This window comes from Achromobacter spanius (genome assembly GCF_029637605.1).
Classification (GTDB): Bacteria; Pseudomonadota; Gammaproteobacteria; order Burkholderiales; family Burkholderiaceae_B; genus Achromobacter; species Achromobacter spanius_E.
The window spans coordinates 3,852,053-3,870,385 of record NZ_CP121261.1; the positions used below are offsets into that span (position 1 = coordinate 3,852,053).

At 65.4% G+C, this 18,333-nt stretch carries 17 protein-coding genes, 2 tRNA genes and 1 riboswitch; of the genes, 12 read left to right on the forward strand and 7 right to left on the reverse strand.

Annotated elements, in window-relative coordinates; all coding sequences use genetic code 11:
- Positions 1 to 142 precede the first annotated feature (142 nt).
- Together P8T11_RS17170 and P8T11_RS17175 are read left to right on the forward strand one after the other, a co-directional pair.
- Positions 143 to 1,885 carry a nitrite/sulfite reductase gene (locus tag P8T11_RS17170; RefSeq protein WP_268080836.1) on the forward strand — a complete coding sequence of 581 codons (1,743 nt, stop codon included), beginning with the start codon at positions 143 to 145 and terminating at the stop codon, positions 1,883 to 1,885.
- Positions 1,878 to 2,426: a DUF934 domain-containing protein gene (locus P8T11_RS17175; protein WP_230695596.1), complete on the forward strand. Its 549-nt coding sequence runs from the start codon at positions 1,878 to 1,880 to the stop codon at positions 2,424 to 2,426. Before P8T11_RS17170 ends, P8T11_RS17175 begins: the two co-directional genes overlap by 8 nt.
- Positions 2,427 to 2,443: 17 nt before the next feature.
- Here the strand turns inward: P8T11_RS17175 and P8T11_RS17180 are convergent, their stop codons facing one another.
- Positions 2,444 to 3,208 (reverse strand): IclR family transcriptional regulator, encoded by a 765-nt coding sequence (locus tag P8T11_RS17180; RefSeq protein ID WP_268080835.1) that lies wholly within the window; start codon positions 3,206 to 3,208, stop codon positions 2,444 to 2,446.
- 102 nt (positions 3,209 to 3,310) lie between these two features.
- Between P8T11_RS17180 and P8T11_RS17185 the strand changes: the two genes are divergently transcribed.
- The 4 genes from P8T11_RS17185 (at position 3,311) to P8T11_RS17200 (ending at position 7,471) form a co-directional block, all read left to right on the forward strand.
- On the forward strand, positions 3,311 to 4,300 hold the full coding sequence (locus P8T11_RS17185) for a Bug family tripartite tricarboxylate transporter substrate binding protein (protein WP_268080834.1): 990 nt from the start codon (positions 3,311 to 3,313) through the stop codon (positions 4,298 to 4,300).
- Between the two features lie 17 nt (positions 4,301 to 4,317).
- Positions 4,318 to 5,823, forward strand: a complete 1,506-nt coding sequence (locus P8T11_RS17190; RefSeq protein ID WP_268080833.1) for a class I adenylate-forming enzyme family protein — start codon at positions 4,318 to 4,320, stop codon at positions 5,821 to 5,823.
- Positions 5,820 to 6,614 (forward strand): citryl-CoA lyase, encoded by a 795-nt coding sequence (locus tag P8T11_RS17195; protein WP_268080832.1) that lies wholly within the window; start codon positions 5,820 to 5,822, stop codon positions 6,612 to 6,614. Before P8T11_RS17190 ends, P8T11_RS17195 begins: the two co-directional genes overlap by 4 nt.
- Positions 6,615 to 6,682: 68 nt before the next feature.
- Positions 6,683 to 7,471, forward strand: coding sequence for an SDR family NAD(P)-dependent oxidoreductase (locus P8T11_RS17200; protein WP_268082334.1), 789 nt, complete (start codon positions 6,683 to 6,685; stop codon positions 7,469 to 7,471).
- 41 nt (positions 7,472 to 7,512) lie between these two features.
- Here the strand turns inward: P8T11_RS17200 and P8T11_RS17205 are convergent, their stop codons facing one another.
- The 5 genes from P8T11_RS17205 to hemA all read right to left on the reverse strand — a co-directional run bounded on the left by P8T11_RS17205 (position 7,513) and on the right by hemA (position 11,861).
- Positions 7,513 to 8,076 (reverse strand): UbiX family flavin prenyltransferase, encoded by a 564-nt coding sequence (locus P8T11_RS17205; RefSeq protein WP_006227138.1) that lies wholly within the window; start codon positions 8,074 to 8,076, stop codon positions 7,513 to 7,515.
- Between the two features lie 7 nt (positions 8,077 to 8,083).
- Positions 8,084 to 8,410 (reverse strand): Grx4 family monothiol glutaredoxin, encoded by a 327-nt coding sequence (gene grxD, locus P8T11_RS17210; protein ID WP_006227137.1) that lies wholly within the window; start codon positions 8,408 to 8,410, stop codon positions 8,084 to 8,086.
- 166 nt (positions 8,411 to 8,576) lie between these two features.
- Positions 8,577 to 9,410: a peptide chain release factor N(5)-glutamine methyltransferase gene (gene prmC / locus P8T11_RS17215; protein WP_268080831.1), complete on the reverse strand. Its 834-nt coding sequence runs from the start codon at positions 9,408 to 9,410 to the stop codon at positions 8,577 to 8,579.
- Between the two features lie 9 nt (positions 9,411 to 9,419).
- Positions 9,420 to 10,502 (reverse strand): peptide chain release factor 1, encoded by a 1,083-nt coding sequence (prfA, locus tag P8T11_RS17220; RefSeq protein ID WP_268080830.1) that lies wholly within the window; start codon positions 10,500 to 10,502, stop codon positions 9,420 to 9,422.
- Positions 10,503 to 10,586: 84 nt separating this feature from the next.
- Positions 10,587 to 11,861, reverse strand: a complete 1,275-nt coding sequence (hemA, locus tag P8T11_RS17225; protein WP_006216078.1) for a glutamyl-tRNA reductase — start codon at positions 11,859 to 11,861, stop codon at positions 10,587 to 10,589.
- Between the two features lie 218 nt (positions 11,862 to 12,079).
- Here hemA and P8T11_RS17230 point away from each other — a divergent pair.
- A tRNA-Phe gene (locus tag P8T11_RS17230) sits at positions 12,080 to 12,155 on the forward strand.
- A gap of 86 nt (positions 12,156 to 12,241) precedes the next feature.
- Positions 12,242 to 12,317, forward strand: a tRNA-Phe gene (locus tag P8T11_RS17235).
- A gap of 73 nt (positions 12,318 to 12,390) precedes the next feature.
- On the opposite strand, the gene P8T11_RS17240 is transcribed toward P8T11_RS17235, so the two are convergent.
- Complete coding sequence (locus P8T11_RS17240; protein WP_268080829.1) at positions 12,391 to 13,755, reverse strand: Fic family protein; 1,365 nt, start codon at positions 13,753 to 13,755, stop codon at positions 12,391 to 12,393.
- 267 nt (positions 13,756 to 14,022) lie between these two features.
- Positions 14,023 to 14,114: riboswitch (TPP riboswitch) on the forward strand.
- 64 nt (positions 14,115 to 14,178) lie between these two features.
- On the opposite strand from P8T11_RS17240, the gene P8T11_RS17245 reads away from it, so the two are divergent.
- Genes P8T11_RS17245 through P8T11_RS17260 form a run of 4 tightly spaced genes read left to right on the forward strand, consistent with a single transcriptional unit; the run spans position 14,179 to position 18,315 of the window.
- The gene (locus P8T11_RS17245) at positions 14,179 to 15,261 is read left to right on the forward strand and encodes a long-chain fatty acid--CoA ligase (RefSeq protein ID WP_268080828.1); all 1,083 of its coding nucleotides are present in this window, start codon (positions 14,179 to 14,181) and stop codon (positions 15,259 to 15,261) included.
- Positions 15,258 to 16,718, forward strand: coding sequence for an acyl-CoA reductase (locus tag P8T11_RS17250; RefSeq protein ID WP_268080827.1), 1,461 nt, complete (start codon positions 15,258 to 15,260; stop codon positions 16,716 to 16,718). Before P8T11_RS17245 ends, P8T11_RS17250 begins: the two co-directional genes overlap by 4 nt.
- A complete protein-coding gene (locus tag P8T11_RS17255) occupies positions 16,715 to 17,479 on the forward strand; it encodes an ABC transporter ATP-binding protein (RefSeq protein ID WP_268080826.1) in 765 nt (254 codons plus the stop codon). Before P8T11_RS17250 ends, P8T11_RS17255 begins: the two co-directional genes overlap by 4 nt.
- Positions 17,476 to 18,315 carry an ABC transporter permease gene (locus P8T11_RS17260; protein WP_268080825.1) on the forward strand — a complete coding sequence of 280 codons (840 nt, stop codon included), beginning with the start codon at positions 17,476 to 17,478 and terminating at the stop codon, positions 18,313 to 18,315. Before P8T11_RS17255 ends, P8T11_RS17260 begins: the two co-directional genes overlap by 4 nt.
- The last annotated feature ends 18 nt before the right edge of the window (positions 18,316 to 18,333 follow it).

Consider the following 18,333-nt stretch of genomic DNA (forward strand, 5'->3'; position numbering starts at 1 on the left):
CGGATCGCCGCCTTATTTTCTTATTACCATAATGACTTAGACGCTGATATCTGCTGCCTGTTACGGTTATGAATCCCCTTTTCCGCCGCCCCGCGCCGGGCGCAAAAAGGCTCGAACCGAGAAGACTACAAGGGCAGTAGACATGTACGTGTATGACCCCGTCGACCAGCAGCTTGTCGAGCAACGTGTGGCGCAGTTTGCCGATCAGACGCGCCGCTTCCTCGACGGCCAGCTTACCGAAGATGAATTCCGCGTTCTGCGCTTGCAGAACGGCCTGTACATCCAGCGCCACGCGCCCATGCTGCGCGTGGCCATTCCGTACGGCATGCTGGCGTCGCGCCAACTGCGCACGCTGGCGCACATCGCGCGCAAGTGGGATCGCGGCTACGGCCACTTCAGCACCCGCCAGAACATCCAGTTCAACTGGCCCAAGCTGGAAGACGTGCCGGACATCCTGGCGGAACTCGCCACCGTCCAGATGCATGCCATCCAGACCAGCGGCAACTGCATCCGCAACACCACCACCGACCACTTCGCCGGCGTCGCGCCCGATGAACTCGTCGATCCGCTCGTCTGGTGCGAAATCATTCGCCAGTGGTCCACGCTGCACCCCGAATTCGCTTTCCTGCCGCGCAAATTCAAGATCGCCGTCAGCGGTGCCGTGCAAGACCGCGCGGCCGTGGGCGTGCACGATATCGGCCTGCAAGCCGTTGAACGCGAAGGCAAGCTGGGCTTTCGCGTGTGGGTCGGCGGCGGCATGGGCCGCACGCCCATCGTCGGCAAGCTGATCAACCCCTTCGTGGAATGGCAGCATCTGCTGACCTATCTGCAAGCCGCGCTGCGGGTCTACAACCTGCACGGCCGCCGCGACAACAAGTACAAGGCGCGCATCAAGATCCTGGTCAAGGACCTGACGCCCGAAGTCTATGCCCAGCAGGTCGATGAACAGTGGCAGCTGATCAAAGACGGCCCCGACACCATCACCCAGGAATTCGTCGACGGCATCAAGGCCCGCTTCGTGTGGCCGCAATACGATGACGCCGCCGCGCAAGACACCGACAACACCGACGCCCTGGCCGCTGGCGACAAGCGCTTTGCGCGCTGGCTGCGCACCAACGTGCACGCGCACAAGGTCACGGGCTACACCGCCGTCACCGTTTCGCTCAAGCCCACCGGCGTGCCGCCCGGCGACATCACCGCCGACCAGATGGACGCGGTGGCCGACCTGGCCGACGCCTACGGTTTCGGCGAACTGCGCGTCTCGCACGAGCAGAACCTGATCCTGGCCGACGTGCGCCGCGCCCGTCTGCACGAGCTTTGGCAGAAGCTGGAAGCGCTGAACCTGGCCACGCCCAACGTCGGCCTGCTGACCAACATCATCGCCTGTCCGGGCGGCGACTTCTGCGCGCTGGCCAACGCCGTGTCCATCCCCGTGGCCGAAGCCATCCAACGCCAATTCGACGACCTGGACTACCTGTTCGAAATCGGCGAACTGGACCTGAACATCTCGGGCTGCATCAACTCCTGTGGCCACCACCACGTGGGGCACATCGGCATCCTGGGTGTCGATAAGGCCGGCGAAGAGTGGTATCAAGTGACGCTGGGTGGCCGCCAGAACGGCGCGGCCAAGCCCCTGCCCGACCTGGAATCCACCCGTGGCGGCGGCGCCGCCGTGGGCCGCATCATCGGCCCCTCGTTCGCGCGCGACCAGGTGCCCGGCGTGGTCGACCGCCTGATCCGCACCTACCTGGGCCTGCGCGACAGTGAAACCGAGCGCTTCATCGACGTGGTGGACCGCGTTGGCATCGACCCCTTCAAGCAGGACGTCTACGCCGATCCCGCCTTCGCCAAACCCGCACAAAGCGCCGAGCCCGCCCATGTCTGACCTCTACGCCCACGACGCCCCCGGCCCCCACCTGATTCTTGACGGCCGCCTGCAAGCCGATACGTCTCGCCCTTTCGTGCCCGAACCCGAAGTGGCCGCCGAAGGCCAGGTGCCCACGGACGAACCCGGCTGGGTCGTGCCGCTGTCCATCTGGAAGACCTCGCGCGCCACCTTGCGCCGCCACCAGCATCCCGTGGCCGTGCTGCTGGAACCCGACGCTGACCTGCGCGACCTGCTTGATGCCGACGGCACCCTGAACCCCGCCGGCATCGCCTTCATCGCCGTGGACTTTCCCAACTACACAGATGGCCGTGGCTATTCGCTGGCGCAATTGCTGCGCACGCAATACCAATGGGCCGGCGAACTACGCGCGGTAGGTGACGTGATGATCGACACCATCCACTACCAGGCCCGCGTCGGCTTCAACAGCTTCCTGGTCAAGCCCGGCCACGACCCGCACAAGGCGCTGGACGCCTTCAAGACGTTCACGGTGCATTACCAGAAAACGTATCGCGCGCCCCCGTCGGCCGCGGCCGCCTGATACCCCCGCGCGCCGCGCTACAGCCGAGCTTCATCCTGCGCCAGGTGCGTGCGGATCAGCTCGGCAATGCTGCGCTGGCGCGTGGCCTGCATGCGGTCGATCACGCTGGACACGCTGACCGCCAGACGCGGATAGCCGCTGGCATCGCACAGCGCCACGCCCACGCCCAGCACACCGGGCACGGCGGCGTTGCCCACCACCGACCATCCCCGGCCCCGCGTGTTTTCCACCAGGCGCCGCATGTGCGCGGCGGTCATGCCGCCATAGGCGCTCAGCGCTTGCGCGTTTTGCGTCACCACATCATCGGCTTCGCCTGGCGGCAAGGCGGCCAGTAGCGCCAGCCCCGCCGCCCCCACGCCCAAGGGCTGGCGGTGGCCCACCGTTACCGCCAGCACCTGCACGGCGTAGTTGCCGACCTCGCGGTGCAGGCACAGCGAATCGTTGGCCGCGCGGCAAATCAGGAAGGCCGAGTCGCCCGTTACATCGCTGATCTGGCGCAGTATCGGGCGCAACCGCCGCACCGCCTGCGCGTGGGGGTCGTCCGCCATCATCACGCCCAGTTCCGCCATCCGCCAGCGCGGCGCATTTGGCTCGCGCAGCGCGTAGCCCTCTTCCATCAGCACATCCAGGTAACGGTAGACGGTAGACCGCTGCATACCCGCCGCGCGCGCGATATCGGCCACATGCATGCCCCCCGCCCCCGCCTGCCGCAACACCCCCAACACCCGCAACCCACGGCGCAGGATGCGCGGGCCAGTCTCTTCCGAATCACGTTTGTTCATATTTTGGACACGCTGCGTTGATGACGCCCTTGACTAAGCCCAATATGAAAACGGGCAGACAAAGATCTGTCCAAATACTAGACAAACAGGACGGAGACAACAATGAAGACAATCACCAGGAGGCTGGCCGCCATCGCGGCCGCCCTGAGCGGCACGCTAGCCGTCAATGGCGCTTCGCTTGCGGCCGCGCCCTATCCCGACCGACCCGTGACCATCGTGGTGGGCTACGCCGCCGGCGGCGCCACCGACATCGTCGCGCGCTTGATGGCCAAGTCGCTGACCGAAGAGCTTGGGCAAAGCTTCGTCGTCGAAAACAAGACGGGCGCCAACAGCAACATCGGCGCGGAAATCGTGTCACGCGCCACGGCCGACGGCTACACGCTGTACATGGGCTCCATCGCCAACACCATCAATCGCTCGCTGTACAGCAAGCTCAACTACGACTTCGTCAAAGACTTCAAGCCGGTCGGGCTGGTCGCCACCATTCCCAACATTCTTGTCGTCAACCCCAAGGTGCCGATCAAGACGGTGCAGGAATACATCGCCTACGCCAAGGCGAATCCGGGCAAGCTGACCTGCGCCTCGTCCGGCAGCGGCTCGTCCATTCACCTGTCGTGCGAGCTCTTCAAGATGGAAACCAGCACCGACATCCTGCACGTGCCGTATCGCGGCAGCGGTCCGGCCGTGGCCGATCTGCTGGGCGGACAAGTGGATTCCATGTTCGACAACCTGCCGTCGTCGCTGCCGCATGTGCAGGCCGGCAAGCTGCGCGCGCTGGGGGTCACGTCACCCAAGCGGCTGGACGCCACCCCCGATGTGCCCACGCTGGCCGAATCCGGTTTGGCGGGCTTTGACGTGGAATCGTGGTTCGGCCTGATGGCGCCCGCCGGCACGCCCGACGCTGTCGTCAAGCGCTTGAACGAGGCCTTGAACAAGGCGCTGGCCAGCGCGGCGGTGCAGGCGTCCTACAAGCAGTCGGGCTTCTACGCGCCGCAACCGCCGAATACCCCGCAGACTTTCAGCAAGAAGATCGCCAGCGAAATCGACAAATGGGGCGCCGTGGTCAAGCGCGCCAACATCAAGGCCAACTAGGTTTCAAGGAGCACAGGGTGTACCCGATCGATTTTTTCTTTCGCGCTGCCGAGCAGTATCCGCAGCGCGTGGCCCTGGACGGCCCCGATGGCGTCGTGACCTACGCCGAACTCGCGGCCGACACACGCGCTCTGGCGGCCGCCTTGCAAGAGCTGGACCCGGCCCCGCAAACCCGTGTGGCCATCTGCGCGGGCAATTCCGCTCGGCACATTCTTGCCTTGCTGGCGGTGATGGCCAGCGGCAAGGTCTGGGTACCGCTCAACTACCGCAGCACCGAGCGTGAGATCGGTCGCATCCTGGACGCCACGGCGCCGTCGATCGTCATCGTCGACGGCGTCGGGGCGCCGCTGGCGCGCGCATCGGATGGCGCCCGCATCCATCTGGAAGACAGCGCCGAAGAACTGGCGGCGGGCGCACTGCTCAAGCGTTATGCCGGACGCGAGCCCGTGCGCCACGACTTGTCACGCGATGCCACCCAGGCCATCAAGTTCACGGGCGGCACGACCGGGCTGCCCAAGGGCGTGATGCAGCCGTACCGCGCGTGGAACGCGGGCATCATCAACCAAATCGCCAGTTGGGAACTGACCCACGAAGACCGCTACGTGGTGTCCGCGCCCATCACGCACGGCACAGGCACCTATCTGCTGCCCATCCTGGCGCGTGGCGGCGCGCATCTGCTGCTGGACAGCGTGACGCCGGCCAGCATCACGGCGGCGTTTCGCGAACGAGGCGGCACGCTGAGCTTCATGCCGCCCACGCTGATCTACATGATCATGGCGCAGCCAGGTGTGTCGCGCGCCGACTTCCCTCGCCTGCGCAACCTGATCTACGGCGGCGCGCCCATGCCGCCTGAAAAAATCGACCAGGCGCGCGACTTCTTCGGCCCCGTGATGGGCACTACCTACGGCCAGACCGAAGCACCGCAGATCGTCACGGTGCTGCGCCCCGCCGACCTGGAAACGCCCGAGAACCGCGCCTCGGTCGGCCGGGTAACCTGGTTGTCGGACGTGGCCATCATGGGCGCCGACGGCGCGCTGCTGCCCCGAGGCGAGATCGGTGAAGTGGTGGTGCAGGGCGACCTGACCATGACCGGCTACTGGCGCCTGCCCGAGAAGACGGCGGAAACGGTGGTCGACGGTTGGCTGCACACGGGCGATACCGGCCTGATCGATGCGCGCGGCTTCCTGTTCCTGAAAGACCGCTTGCGCGACGTCATCATCACCGGCGGCTTCAACGTGTATCCCGTGGACGTCGAGAACGCGCTGTCGGCGCACCCCTCGGTGTACGAATGCTCGGTGTTCGGCCTGCCCGACGACAAATGGGGCGAGGCCGTTCACGCCGCCGTCCAACTACAACCTGGCGCGCAAGCCGACGCCGATGCGCTCAAAGCCCATGTGCGCGCGCTGCTGGGCCCGGTCGCCACCCCCAAACAATTCCATTTCCACGACAGCCTGCCACGCTCCAGCGTGGGCAAGGTGTTGAAGAACGCCGTGCGCGACGCCGCGCAAAAGGAAACACCATGAGCACCACCCCTGAAACCCGTCTTTGTGCCCACCACCTGACCGGCATGTCGTACCGGGATGTAGACCTGGTTGAAGACCTGATCGGCAAGAAGACGTTTACCGAAGTCATGATCATGCAGATCCTGGGGCGTGATGCGCGCCCCGTGGACATGCGCATCGTCGACGCCGTGCTGGTGACCTTGATGGAACACGGCATGACGCCCAGCGCCATTGCCACGCGCCTGATCTACATGAGCGCGCCCGAGAACCTGCAAGGCGCGGTCGCCTCCGGGCTGATGGCGGTGGGCAGCCAGTTTGTAGGCACCATGGAAAACTGCTCGCGCCTGCTGGACCGCATCAAGCAGGCGGCGGATGGCCGGGCCGAAGCGCTAGCCATCGCACGCGAGTTCCGCGAGCAGCGCCGCGCCCTGCCCGGCTTTGGCCACCATCTGCACAAGCCCGACGACCCGCGTTCGATCAAGCTGCTGGCGCTGGCTGAAGCCGAGCCGGACCTGGACGGCGCATCGCTGCGGGCGCTGCGCCTGCTGGGGACAGCGGTGGACGAGACCTATGGCAAGCACATCACCATCAACGCCACGGGCGCGGTGGCGGCGCTGCTGAGCGAGATCGGCGTCCCCACCGACCTGATGCGCGGCTTCGCCGTCATTTCACGCGCGGCCGGCCTGGTGTCGCACGTGGCGGAAGAACAGCAGAGCCCGTCGGGCCGCTACATCTGGGAAACCATCGACCACGCCATTCCCTATGTGGGCAAGGGCAAGACGCATCAGCAGGACGGCGAGGGCTCGGCGTGACCGCCACGGCCAATGCGGCCACCCCGGCTAGCGCCCCCGCCGCCACAACGGCCTCTGGCAACGGGCGCCTGGCGGGCAAGATCGCCTTGGTGGCCGGCGCCGGCGCGTCGGCCGCCGGCTGGAGCATCGGCCGCGCAAGCTGCGTGACGCTGGCGCGCGAAGGCGCGGCGGTGGTGGCGCTGGACGTGGATCTTGCCGCCGCCGAAGACGCCGCGCACCAGGTCGAACTGGCGGGCGGCAGCGCCTTGGCCGTGCAAGCGGACGTGGCCGACCCGGACGCCATGCAGGCCGCGGTGGACGCCGCGCTGCGCCGCTACGGGCGCATCGACATCCTGCAAGCCAATGCGGGCATCGGCAAGGTGGGCGGGCCGGAGGATATTTCGTTGGATGACTGGAACCGCATCCAGCAAGTGAACGTGACCAGCCTGCTGATCGCCACGCGCATCCTGGCGCCGCTGATGCGCCAGCAAGGCGGCGGGGCCATCGTCACGGTGTCGTCCATTGCGGGCATCCGCTATACCGGCTATCCGCATCTGGCCTATAGCGTCAGCAAGGCCGCGGTGATTCATTTTGCGCGCATGGCGGCGCAGCAATACGCGGGCGACGGCATCCGCGTGAACACCGTCATCCCCGGCCTGATCGACACGCCGCGCGTGGCGCAAAACGTGGCGCGCATGTTCGACCCCAACGACCTACAGGCGGCGCTGGCCGCGCGCGACAAACAGGTGCCGATGGGCCGCATGGGCACGCCCTGGGAAGTGGCGAAGGCTGTGGCCTTCCTGGCGTCGGACGATGCGTCCTACATCACCGGCACGGAACTGGTGGTGGATGGCGGGCTGACAGGCAAGTACGCCTGACGCGGACGGCATCAGGCGTCAGGTAACTGGCAAGGGACTGCTTACTTCATGCCTTCCCAGTGCGGGCCGGGCACGACGATGTCGAAAAGCTCCAGCACGCGCGCCACGGTGTGGTCCACCATTTCTTCAATGCTTGCCGGGCGGTGATAGAACGCCGGCAGCGGCGGAAACACGATGCCGCCCATTTCGGTCACGGCGGTCATGTTGCGCAAGTGCGCCAGATTGAAGGGCGTTTCGCGCACCATCAGCACCAGGCGCCGGCGTTCCTTCAAGGTAACGTCGGCGGCCCGCGTGATGAGGTTATCTGACAGGCCATGCGCCACGGCCGCCAAGGTGCGCATCGAACACGGCACGATCACCATGCCCGCCGTCTGAAACGCACCGCTGGCCAGTGTGGCGCCCACATCGCGCACCGAATGCACGTGGTCGGCCAGCGCATAGATATCGTGGCGGCTGACATCAAGCTCGTGCTTGATGTTCAACACGCCCGAGGCCGACACCACCAGGTGCGTCTCAACATCGTCCACGCCACGCAAGGCTTGCAGCATGCGCACCGCGTAGAGCGCGCCGGTGGCGCCCGTGATGCCGATGACAAGTCGCCGCATGGGCGGCTTAAGCCGTGGCGCCGGATTGCTCCAGCAGCGTCTTCAGTTCGCCGGATTCATTCATCTCGTTCATGATGTCCGAGCCGCCGATGAATTCGCCCGCCACGTAGAGCTGCGGGATGGTGGGCCAGCTGGAGAATTCCTTGATGCCCTGGCGGACTTCGTCGTCTTCCAGCACGTTGACGGTAACCAGCTTCTTCACGCCACAGCCCTTGAGGATCTGGATGGCCTTGCCGGAAAAGCCGCATTGCGGGAATTGGGCGGTGCCCTTCATGAACAGCACGACGGGGTGCTGGGTCACGGTTTCGCGGATGAATTCTTGAACGTCGCTCATGGTGGTCTCTTGGACAGGCATAACGGAATACGCCAATTATAGGTACAGCGGAAAAAACGGCCGTAAATACCCGTAAACCTCGCCGGATACCTACCCCCCGCGCCGGGCGACCCGGGCGGGCTTTTCGCGGGTTTCCCGCCCTGAAAATCTGTAACAACCGGGACGGTCAACGCCCCCCGGCCGGCCAGCGCCCGCCGGAAATTCTTTCAATGCCCGCCAGGTCGTGCCGGCTGTGCACCGATTCGAAGCCCGCATCCGCCAGCAAGCCGCGTACCGCCTGCGCCTGGTCCCAGCCATGTTCCATCCATAACTGCGCGCCCGGCTTCAGGTGCGGGCCGGCGCCAGCCACGATGCGGCCCAGGTCTTCCAGTCCGCTCGCGCCATCAGTCAGCGCGCCGCGCGGTTCGAAACGCAGGTCGCCCTGATCCAGATGCGGATCGTTATTAGCGACATAGGGCGGATTGGACACGATCAGATCAAAGCCTTCGCCCGCGGGCACGGCGTCGAACCAGCTGCCTTCCACGAAACGCACCGACGCGGTCAGATCCCAGGCGTTGGCCGCCGCCACTTTCAGCGCGGCAGCACTGACGTCGGACGCCATCACGCGCGCGTCGCGGCGCGCCAGGGCGATCGAAATCGCGATGGCGCCACTGCCGGTACCCAGGTCCAGCACGGCCGGCCCCGCGATACCCGCCACGCATTCCAGCGCGGTTTCCACCAGCACTTCGGTGTCGGGACGCGGTATCAGCACGTCAGGCGTCACGCGAAAGCGGTGGCCCATGAACTCGCGATGGCCCAGCAGATACGCCATGGGTTCGCCGGCCAGGCGGCGCGCCAGCAAGGCCTCGAACGCCGCCGCCACGTCGGGCGCAAGCGGGTCGGTGTCGTGCGCCAGCAGCCAGGCGCGCGGCTTTTGCAGCACGTGTTCAAGCAGCATGCGCACTTCCAGGCGCGGCAGGCGCGTATCCAGCAGCAGGCTTTTCAGCTGGGGCGTCGTCATGGCGTCGCCTTAGATGTCGTCGCCCAGCGCCGCCAACTGCTCGGCCTGATGCTCGGCGATCAGCGCGCCGGTCAGCTCTTCCAGGTCGCCTTCCATGATCTGCTGCAATTTGTACAGCGTCAGGTTGATGCGGTGATCCGTCACACGGCCCTGCGGGAAGTTATAGGTGCGGATGCGCTCGGAGCGGTCGCCCGTGCCGATCAGGCTCTTGCGCTCGGCCGCTTCCTTGCTTTGCCGTTCGCGCGTTTCCTTGTCTTTCAAACGCGCGGCCAGCACCTGCATGGCCTTGTCCTTGTTGCGGTGCTGGGACCGGTCGTCCTGGCATTCCACCACCAACCCCGTCGGCAAGTGCGTGATGCGCACGGCGGAATCGGTCTTGTTGATGTGCTGGCCGCCCGCGCCGCTGGCACGGAACGTGTCGATGCGCAGGTCATTGGCGTTGATGACGATTTCCGACATCTCGTCGGCTTCGGCCATGACGGCCACGGTGCAGGCCGACGTGTGGATGCGCCCCTGCGCTTCGGTGGCGGGCACGCGCTGCACGCGGTGCGCGCCGGACTCGAACTTCAAGCGGCCATAGGCGCCGTCGCCGTCGATACGCGCGATCACTTCCTTGTAGCCGCCCAGTTCCGAGGCGCTTTCCGACATCAGCTCGACGCGCCAGCCGCGTGTTTCCGCGTAGCGCGTGTACATGCGCAGCAGGTCACCCGAGAACAGCGCGCTTTCGTCGCCGCCCGTGCCCGCGCGGATTTCCAGGAACACGCTGCGCCCGTCATTGGGGTCGCGCGGCAGCAGCAGCAATTGCAGCGCGCTTTCCAGGCTTTCCAGCTTGACGCGGCCCGACTTGATCTCGTCTTCGGCCATGGATTTCATGTCCGGATCGGACAGCATTTCCTGTGCCGTCGCCAGGTCTTCCTCGGTGCGGGCAAAAGCGGTGAAAGCCTCCACAACGGGTTCCAGCTCGGCGCGTTCGCGTGAGAGTTTGCGGAAACGGTCCATATCGGACGCGGTTTCCGGTTGAGCGAGCAATGCGTCCACCTCGATCAGGCGGTTACACAGATGCTCCAGCCGGCTGCGCATGGAAGATTTCATGGGGAATGACCAAAGAGAAAACAGGAATAGCGGGCGCCCACAAAGACGAACGCCCGCCAGGAGGCGGGACGTGGGGCAGATTCGCTAACGGCGGGAGTCGCGGCCGGGGAACAGGCGCGGCATCCAGGCAAGCAGTTGCTTGCGGTCGTCGCCTTCGCTGCGGTTCAACGCAGCCAGCGGGCCGTGCAGATATTTTTGTGTCAGCCCGTGCGCCAGTTGTTCCAACACGGCTTCGGGCGATTCGCCGCGCGCCAGCAGGCGGCGGGCGCGCTCAAGTTCAGCGGCGCGGACGTCTTCGGCGGCCTGGTGCAGGTCGCGGATGACGGGCACCACTTCGCGGGACTGCATCCAGTGCATGAAGCCCTGGACGCGGGTTTCGATAATGGCTTCGGCCTGCACCACGGCAGCGCGGCGCGCGTCGGTGCCGGTCTGCACCAGGCGGCCCAGGTCATCCACCGAATACAGGTAGACGTCGTCCAGGCGGCCGACTTCGGGTTCGATGTCGCGCGGCACGGCCAGGTCGATCATGACCATGGGGCGGTGGCGGCGCAGGCGCGTGGCCCGTTCCACCATCCCCAGACCGAGGATGGGCAGGGAGCTTGCCGTACAGGACACGATGACGTCGAATTCCGACAGGCGCTCGGTCAGGTCGGACAGCTTCATGGTGCTGGCCGAAAAACGGTTGGCCAGGATCTCGGCGCGCTCGGCCGTGCGGTTGGCCACGACCATGCTGCGCGGGCGTTGCGCCGCAAAGTGGGTGGCGCACAGTTCAATCATTTCGCCCGCGCCGATGAACAGCGTGCGGGCCTGATCCAGGTTGCCGAACACGCGCTCGGCCAGGCGGACGGCGGCGGCAGCCATGGACACCGACTGCGCGCCGATGGCGGTTTGCGACCGCACTTCCTTGGCCACCGAGAACGTGCGCTGGAACATCTGGTGCAGCAAGGTGCCCAGCGACCCGGCTTCGCCGGCGGCGCGCACGGCGTCTTTCATCTGACCGACGATCTGGGTTTCACCCAGCACCATGGAATCCAGCCCGCTGGCCACGCGGAAAGCGTGACGCACGGCGTCGTCTTGATGATGGCGGTACAGGTGTGGGCGCAGCGTGCCGGCGTCCAGGCGGTTGTGTTCAGCCAGCCAGGCGGGCAGTTGATCGGCAACGTGGCCGTCGGCTGCGCAATAGATTTCGGTGCGGTTACAGGTGGACAGGATGGCGGCTTCGCGAACGGAACCACCGAATGCCGAACGCAGGCCTTCCAGCGCGGGCTTGACCAGATCGACGGGCATGGACACGCGCTCGCGAACCGAAACCGGCGCGGACGTGTGGTTCAGACCGAAGGCAAGGACAGCTACCGACATGGAGGATGCGTAAAAGACTGCCACGAAATAACTGAAAGATTATACCCCTGCGGGTTATCCCCAGCGCAGTTCCGCCCCCGGCCGCGACGCTGCGTCGCACCTATTCGTGCCATTCACCCAACAGTCAGGGCGCAAACCGGGGCGGAAAAATAGTTGGCGATCTGGCCCCGCCTTGCTGGCGTGGGCCAAAAAAATTGTGTATAGTTGCGGACTTCGTTGGCCTGGTAGCTCAGTCGGTAGAGCAGAGGATTGAAAATCCTTGTGTCGGTGGTTCGATTCCGCCCCAGGCCACCAAAAGAATTATTGGGATTGCGGTAGCAATATCAAGTCCCAAAAAGAGCCCAGCCGCCGCGCTGGGCTTTTTGCACCGTGTACGTGTTGGCCTGGTAGCTCAGTCGGTAGAGCAGAGGATTGAAAATCCTTGTGTCGGTGGTTCGATTCCGCCCCAGGCCACCAAAAGATTCAAGCATTGAGCCCCGCCTTGGCGGGGCTTTTTGCGTTTGGCTGTCAGTTTTCTAAAATCTCGTGCTTACTGCGGCCGGCCGTCGTCAATCCAGGCTTGCGTCACGCTCAGCGTGAGCCGGTAGCGCGCGTAGTTGAATACCTCCAACTTCTTCAGGTCATCCAGCAGCATTGCCTGAAAGCCAGGCGCCGCGCTCTCAGTGAGGCCGAGCGCTTCAACAGCGGCCTGCACGGACCTTCTGTCCCGAACCACCAAGCCGATGGCGTCATTCAGGCTCTCGCGGTAACGCAGTCGCAGCGGGTTCGGTTTGCCCCGCGATTCCATCACCACGGCATACTTCTTCTGCGAGCGACGGTACGTCCAGGCAAACAGCTCCACCGCGAGCGCAACATCCAGGAACTCGTACACACCCAGCATCGCGCGCGCGTAATCGTGCGGGTCGACGTCCAGGAACGAGAGCGGCGAGCAGTTGTAAAGCATCAGCGGAATGTTCGCTGCCAGCCGGCCGGTGCGCTTGTTGCCATCCTCAAACGGCTGCAGGTATGCCAGGTTGACCCAGAGGAAGAAGGCTGCCTCGACCGGATTCTTGATGTGCCTGGCCTTGTGCAAGATGGCCTCCAACATTTCTTCGAGAATTGCCGGCACCTGGGTGGGCACATAGACGGTGTCGCTGATGTTGACCACTTTCTGTCGGATAGCCCCAAGCCCGTTACTGTCAGCAAGCAGGTCCTGCATGAGCACTGCGTGCAGATTTCTGACGACCGCGGTCGAGAGGCCCTGAAGCGGAACCGCTTCCACAAGGAACTCGATAGCTGCTTTGTGATTAAGCAGCATCACCGCGTTCGCATCATCGCCGGCAGTCCCTTTCTTGAACAGTTCCTCGGTAGCCAGCATGGTGTAGGGGTTGCCCTCCAATCGAGAGGACGACCAGGATAAGTCAATAAGCAGTTGCTCCAGTACCTCGCGGGCGTAGGTTCCGGCCGGCAGTTGCTCTTTCATGCTCCCTGAGCGATACAACTCTTCAGCCAAGGATTTCGGCACCAACCAGCTCTCGTTGGGCACGTAGCTATCGACAAACTCGCGCCGGTACGTCACCGGGTCGCGCGCGGCGAGGGGCACGTCGAGTTTCTTGTTCAACTCAACCGCGGCAGCCGACCAAGTCGGATGCAGGCGGACCTCAAGTTCGGGCGGCAGCTCGGTGACGGCCGGTTTTTCGGTAGCCGCTGCGTCCGTTAGCCGATAGCGGGTTGCCCGCGCTTGGCCGCTGCGTGTGAGTTGCCCACCAGCGCACAGCGCATCGAGATGTCGCCGCACGGTGGCCGAGCTGCCTTGCGTCGCAAAGATGATGTCGGTGGAGGAGACCTCCTGCTGCCCGGCCGCAGCCAAGTGCCGGATAGCATCCAGGACTGATTTCGGGGTCACTTTGCTCATGGTTATCTGCTCAGTATCTGCTCAGGACAGTAGTATCTGCCCAGTATCTGCTCATTAATGAGCAAATACTACCCTCTGAGCAGATAGTTCACGATTTTGAGCGGCTGGCGGTATGGGTGGAGGCGCTTGCCTTGGTCCGTGTACCGCTCACGACCTTTGGCCAGTCGCTCGTAGCCGCCACTCAACAACTGCTCGCGCAAGCGAGCAAAAACCGTCTATATCGTCCGGATTCGACCTAAGCGACGAACCCTAGAGCGGGTTAACATTGCCTCTGCTCCGGGGTGCACGCCAGTGCTGAGAATCAAACCCGCGAACTTGACCCGGTTCATGCCGGCGTAAGAAGAGCATTCGCCCTGCCGCGCCTTTGCGCCGCTTGTGCGGGCGGGCTTCGGAGCTTCCCTGTATTGGAATCAACGAACGCCCATGAACAACGCCGCCCCGCCCGTCGCGGAACTCCTCGAATTCATTGCCCAGGACGGCTGCACCGACGCGCAGTTTGATCAACTTGCGCTGCGGCTGTTTGCGTATCAGTACGGTGCCAACGCCCCCTACCGCAGCTTCTGCCAGCGCCGGGGCGCCACGGTGCGCAATGTGAAGACCTGGAGCGACATTCCCGCCGTGCCCATCGACGCCTTCAAGGCGATGGAACTGCGCTGTGAGCCGCCCCGCCCCGGCGAGCGCGTCTTCATGACCAGCGGCACGACACGCGCCGATATGCGTGGGCGCCACTTTCATCCGCACCTGGACGTCTACGACCTGTCCATGACGCGCAACTTCGCCGCCCGCGTCATGCGGGGCACGCCGCGCTTGCCCATGGGCATCTTGTTCCCGGACGAAGCGGCCATGCCGAATTCGTCGCTGGCGCATTATCTGGCGCTGGCCAAGACCGCGTTTGGCACCGACGACAGCCGCTACTTCATGTCGCCGCAGGGCATTGATCTTGACGGCTTGTGGCACCGCCTGGAAGCCGCCGAGCGCGATGGCGAGCCCTACGCCCTGCTGGGCGCCAGCTTCAGCTTCGTGCATGTGATCGACGCGCTGCGCAAGGCAGGCCGAACGTTCCGCCTGCCGCCGGGCAGCCGGATCCTGGACACCGGCGGCTACAAGGGCCAGTCGCGCGAATTGCCGCTGGACACGTTCTATTCAGAACTGTCCGACCTGCTGGGCGTGCCGCGCGCGCTGTGCATCAACATGTACGGCATGACCGAACTCAGCACGCAGTTCTATGACGACGGCAACGCCAGCGTTCCTTCCGTGAAATCGGGGCCGCACTGGATTCGCTCGCGCCTGGTGGACCCGGCCACGGGGCGCACGGTGCCGGCTGGCGAACGCGGCATCCTGGCGCACTGCGACCTGGGCAACTTCAATTCCGTCAGCACCATCCTCACCGAAGACGTGGGCGAACCCGCCAACGGCGGCTTTCTCTTGCTGGGCCGCGCCGAGGGCGCACAGGCCAAGGGCTGCTCGCTGGCGGTCGAAGAATTCATTCAGTCGACGCGGCCATGAACGTGCAACGGGTCGAAGCGGGCTATCTGCCGGGGCTGGCTTCGGCCGACGTCCAATGGCAGACGCTGCCCTTCGAGCAGGACGGACGGCGCGTCGACGTCGCCGTGCCGGTGCTGACCGCCCCGCAGATGCAGGTGCTGGCCCAGCGCGTCCAACAGGCCAGCGCGCGGCATCTGAAGACGATGACGGTGTCGGAAATCATCGACGTCATCGACCGCGCCATCGCTCGTCTGCTGGATCCCAACGACCCATACCGGCAACAAGCCGACGCGCTGCTGCCGATTATCAGCGGCTACGACGCGCAGATGGTGCGGCTGGGCCTCACCGGCTTTTTCAAGACGTTCCGCGCGCCGCAACTGCACCGCTTTGTGGCCGAGGACTTCGCCAACCCCAAGGTGCTGGACGGCTTTCAGCCTGCGCCGAAAGGCGGCGCGGTGCGCGCCCATGGCCCGCAATTGCTGGTGCATAGCTGGGCGGGCAACGTGCCCGCGCTGGCGTTGTGGAGCCTGATCTGCGGGCTGCTGGTGAAGGCGGGCAATATCGGCAAGCTGCCCAGCGCCGAGCCGCTGTTTGCCGGCTGGTTCGCGCGCCTGCTGGCCGAGGTGCACCCGCCGCTGGCCGACTGCCTGGCCGTGGTCTGGTGGCGCGGCGCGGGTGATGAAGACGCCGCCGCGCTCTATGCGCAGGCGGATACAGTGGTGGCTTACGGCGGCAACGACGCGCTGCACGCCATTCAGCAACGCCTGCCCGTCACCACACGCTTTCTGGCGCATGGCCACAAGCTGGGCTTTGGCGTGGTCAGCGCGGCGGCGCTGGATGCGCAGAAGGCGCCCGCTTTGGCGCGCCGCGCGGCCTGGGATGTAATGCGTTACGACCAGCAAGGCTGTTACTCGCCGCAGGTTTTCTACGTGCAGCGCGGCGGCCCCGTATCGCCGCGCGACTTTGCCGGATATCTGGCGGGCGAGCTGAACAATCTGCAACGCCGCTTCCCGCGCCGCGCCCTGGATCTGGCCGAATCCGCCGCGGTTGCCAAGTGGCGGCAGGCCATCGAATGGCAGTTGCCGGCCGACGGCGCCAACACACTGATCGGCGCCCCCGACGCAGCCTGGAGCGTCTCATACACCGATGCCGCCGCGCCGCTTGCGCCCACGGCCCTGCAACGCAGCATCGTGGTGGCCGGCATCGACACGCTGGATGACGTGGCACCGCTGGTAGCCGCGCACAGCCGCTATCTGCAAACGGCGGGCGTGGCGGCCTCGCCCGAAGAACTCTACCGCCTGGCCGACCAACTGGGCGCGGCGGGCGTCACCCGCATCAGCGCTATCGGCGCGATGAGCGTGCCCGAAGCCGGCTGGCATCACGACGGCCGCTTCAACCTGCTGGACCTGGTTCGCATGACCGAAATCGAGCAATCCGCCGAAGCCGCCGCCGACCCCTACGCGTCGTACGAACCATGATTGCGGACCCGTCCCTGCCCTTTCTTCACATCGAAGGGGTGGTCTACACCTACCCCGGCCGCGCGCCCATCGTGAACGGCATCGACTGGCGCCTGCAAGCCGGCGGCTTTCATTGCCTGGTTGGTCGCAGCGGCTGCGGCAAGACGACGCTGCTGAAACTGGCCGCCGGCCTGCTCACGCCGCAGTCCGGCCGCGTCGTGCTGCAAGACGGCACGCCCGCCGCGCCCGGCCCGCAACTGGGATACGTCTTTCAAGCGCCCACGCTGCTGGAATGGCAACGCGTGATCGACAACGTGCTGCTGCCCGTGTCACTGCAACGCCGGCCACTGCCGGAAGACCTGGAACGCGCGCACGGCTTGCTGGCCATGCTGGGGCTGTCCGACCATGCACAACACTATCCTCGCCAACTATCCGGTGGCCAACAAAGCCGCGTCGCGCTGGCGCGGGCCTTGATTCTTGAGCCGGCCTTGCTGTTGCTGGACGAACCTTTTGCCGCGCTGGACGCCATCACGCGCGGCGAGCTGCAAGACGACCTGCTGCGCATGTGCCGCCTGCGCAATACCACCGTGCTGTTCGTCACCCACGACATCAGCGAAGCGGTGTACCTGGGCGACCGTGTCGCGGTAATGCACCAGGGCGGCATGCTGGCCGACCTGCCGGTGGACCTGCCCGCGCCGCGCACGCAGGCCATGCGCCATGGCGCGGCGTTCAATGCGACCTGCGCGCAGGTATTTGAATTCATGAACGAGGCGCGCCGATGAAGCCGACCGCCACCAAAGCGGCAGCCCAAGCCGCCAATAAAGCCGATGTTGAGGCCGCTGCTAAAGCCGCCCCCCACGCCACCATCAAGCCCCGCCTGCTTGCCCTGGCGCTGCTGGTACTGCTGCTGGCCGCCTGGGAAATCACCGTGCGGCAGGTGGGGATATCGGCACTGGTGCTGCCCGCCCCCTCGGCCGTGGCGAAGACGTTGTGGACCAGTCTTGCCACCGGCTACCTCTGGCCCCACATCGGCGCAACGCTTGCCGAGATGCTGCTGGGCCTGGCGATCGGCGGCGCGGCGGGGCTGGGCATCGGCGTGGCGCTGGCGGAATCCGCCTTGCTGGACCGCGTGCTCAAGCCCTATGTCATCGTCAGCCAGGTTGTCCCCAAGCTGGCGCTCGCACCGCTGTTCGTGGTGTGGTTCGGCTTCGGCATGGCGCCCACCGTGGTCATGACCGCGCTGATCTGCTTCTTTCCCTTGATGGAAAACACCCTGACCGCCCTGCGGCAGGTCGACCCGAACCGGCTGCAACTGTTCCGCATGCTGGGCGCTACGCGCACACAGACCTTGTTGCGCCTGAAGCTGCCCGCCGGCCTGCCGGGCATCCTGGCCGGGCTGCGCGTGGCGTTGGTGCTGGCGCTGGTGGGCGCCGTGGTGGGTGAATTCATCGGCGCCAGCCGGGGGCTGGGCGCGGTCATCATCGCCGCGCAAGGCATGATGGACACGCCCCTGATGTTCGCCGCGCTGGCCGCCATCGCCGTCATCGGGCGGCTGGGCTATCAGGCCACGCTGCTGCTGGAACGGCGCCTGCTGCGCCCCTATGCCGATCAATCATGACTATCTTCCGGACCCCTT

What these genes read in the sequence shown, in the direction of transcription:
- P8T11_RS17205 (WP_006227138.1), bottom strand. Translation starts at nt 8,076, where the DNA reads ATGCGGCGACTTGTCATCGGCATCACGGGCGCCACCGGCGCGCTCTAC.
- prmC (WP_268080831.1), bottom strand. Translation starts at nt 9,410, where the DNA reads ATGACGACGCCCCAGCTGAAAAGCCTGCTGCTGGATACGCGCCTGCCG.
- prfA (WP_268080830.1), bottom strand. Translation starts at nt 10,502, where the DNA reads ATGAAATCTTCCATGCGCAGCCGGCTGGAGCATCTGTGTAACCGCCTG.
- P8T11_RS17255 (WP_268080826.1), top strand. Translation starts at nt 16,715, where the DNA reads ATGATTGCGGACCCGTCCCTGCCCTTTCTTCACATCGAAGGGGTGGTC.
- P8T11_RS17250 (WP_268080827.1), top strand. Translation starts at nt 15,258, where the DNA reads ATGAACGTGCAACGGGTCGAAGCGGGCTATCTGCCGGGGCTGGCTTCG.
- hemA (WP_006216078.1), bottom strand. Translation starts at nt 11,861, where the DNA reads ATGTCGGTAGCTGTCCTTGCCTTCGGTCTGAACCACACGTCCGCGCCG.
- P8T11_RS17195 (WP_268080832.1), top strand. Translation starts at nt 5,820, where the DNA reads ATGAGCACCACCCCTGAAACCCGTCTTTGTGCCCACCACCTGACCGGC.
- grxD (WP_006227137.1), bottom strand. Translation starts at nt 8,410, where the DNA reads ATGAGCGACGTTCAAGAATTCATCCGCGAAACCGTGACCCAGCACCCC.
- P8T11_RS17170 (WP_268080836.1), top strand. Translation starts at nt 143, where the DNA reads ATGTACGTGTATGACCCCGTCGACCAGCAGCTTGTCGAGCAACGTGTG.
- P8T11_RS17245 (WP_268080828.1), top strand. Translation starts at nt 14,179, where the DNA reads ATGAACAACGCCGCCCCGCCCGTCGCGGAACTCCTCGAATTCATTGCC.
- P8T11_RS17260 (WP_268080825.1), top strand. Translation starts at nt 17,476, where the DNA reads ATGAAGCCGACCGCCACCAAAGCGGCAGCCCAAGCCGCCAATAAAGCC.
- P8T11_RS17185 (WP_268080834.1), top strand. Translation starts at nt 3,311, where the DNA reads ATGAAGACAATCACCAGGAGGCTGGCCGCCATCGCGGCCGCCCTGAGC.
- P8T11_RS17180 (WP_268080835.1), bottom strand. Translation starts at nt 3,208, where the DNA reads ATGAACAAACGTGATTCGGAAGAGACTGGCCCGCGCATCCTGCGCCGT.
- P8T11_RS17175 (WP_230695596.1), top strand. Translation starts at nt 1,878, where the DNA reads ATGTCTGACCTCTACGCCCACGACGCCCCCGGCCCCCACCTGATTCTT.
- P8T11_RS17240 (WP_268080829.1), bottom strand. Translation starts at nt 13,755, where the DNA reads ATGAGCAAAGTGACCCCGAAATCAGTCCTGGATGCTATCCGGCACTTG.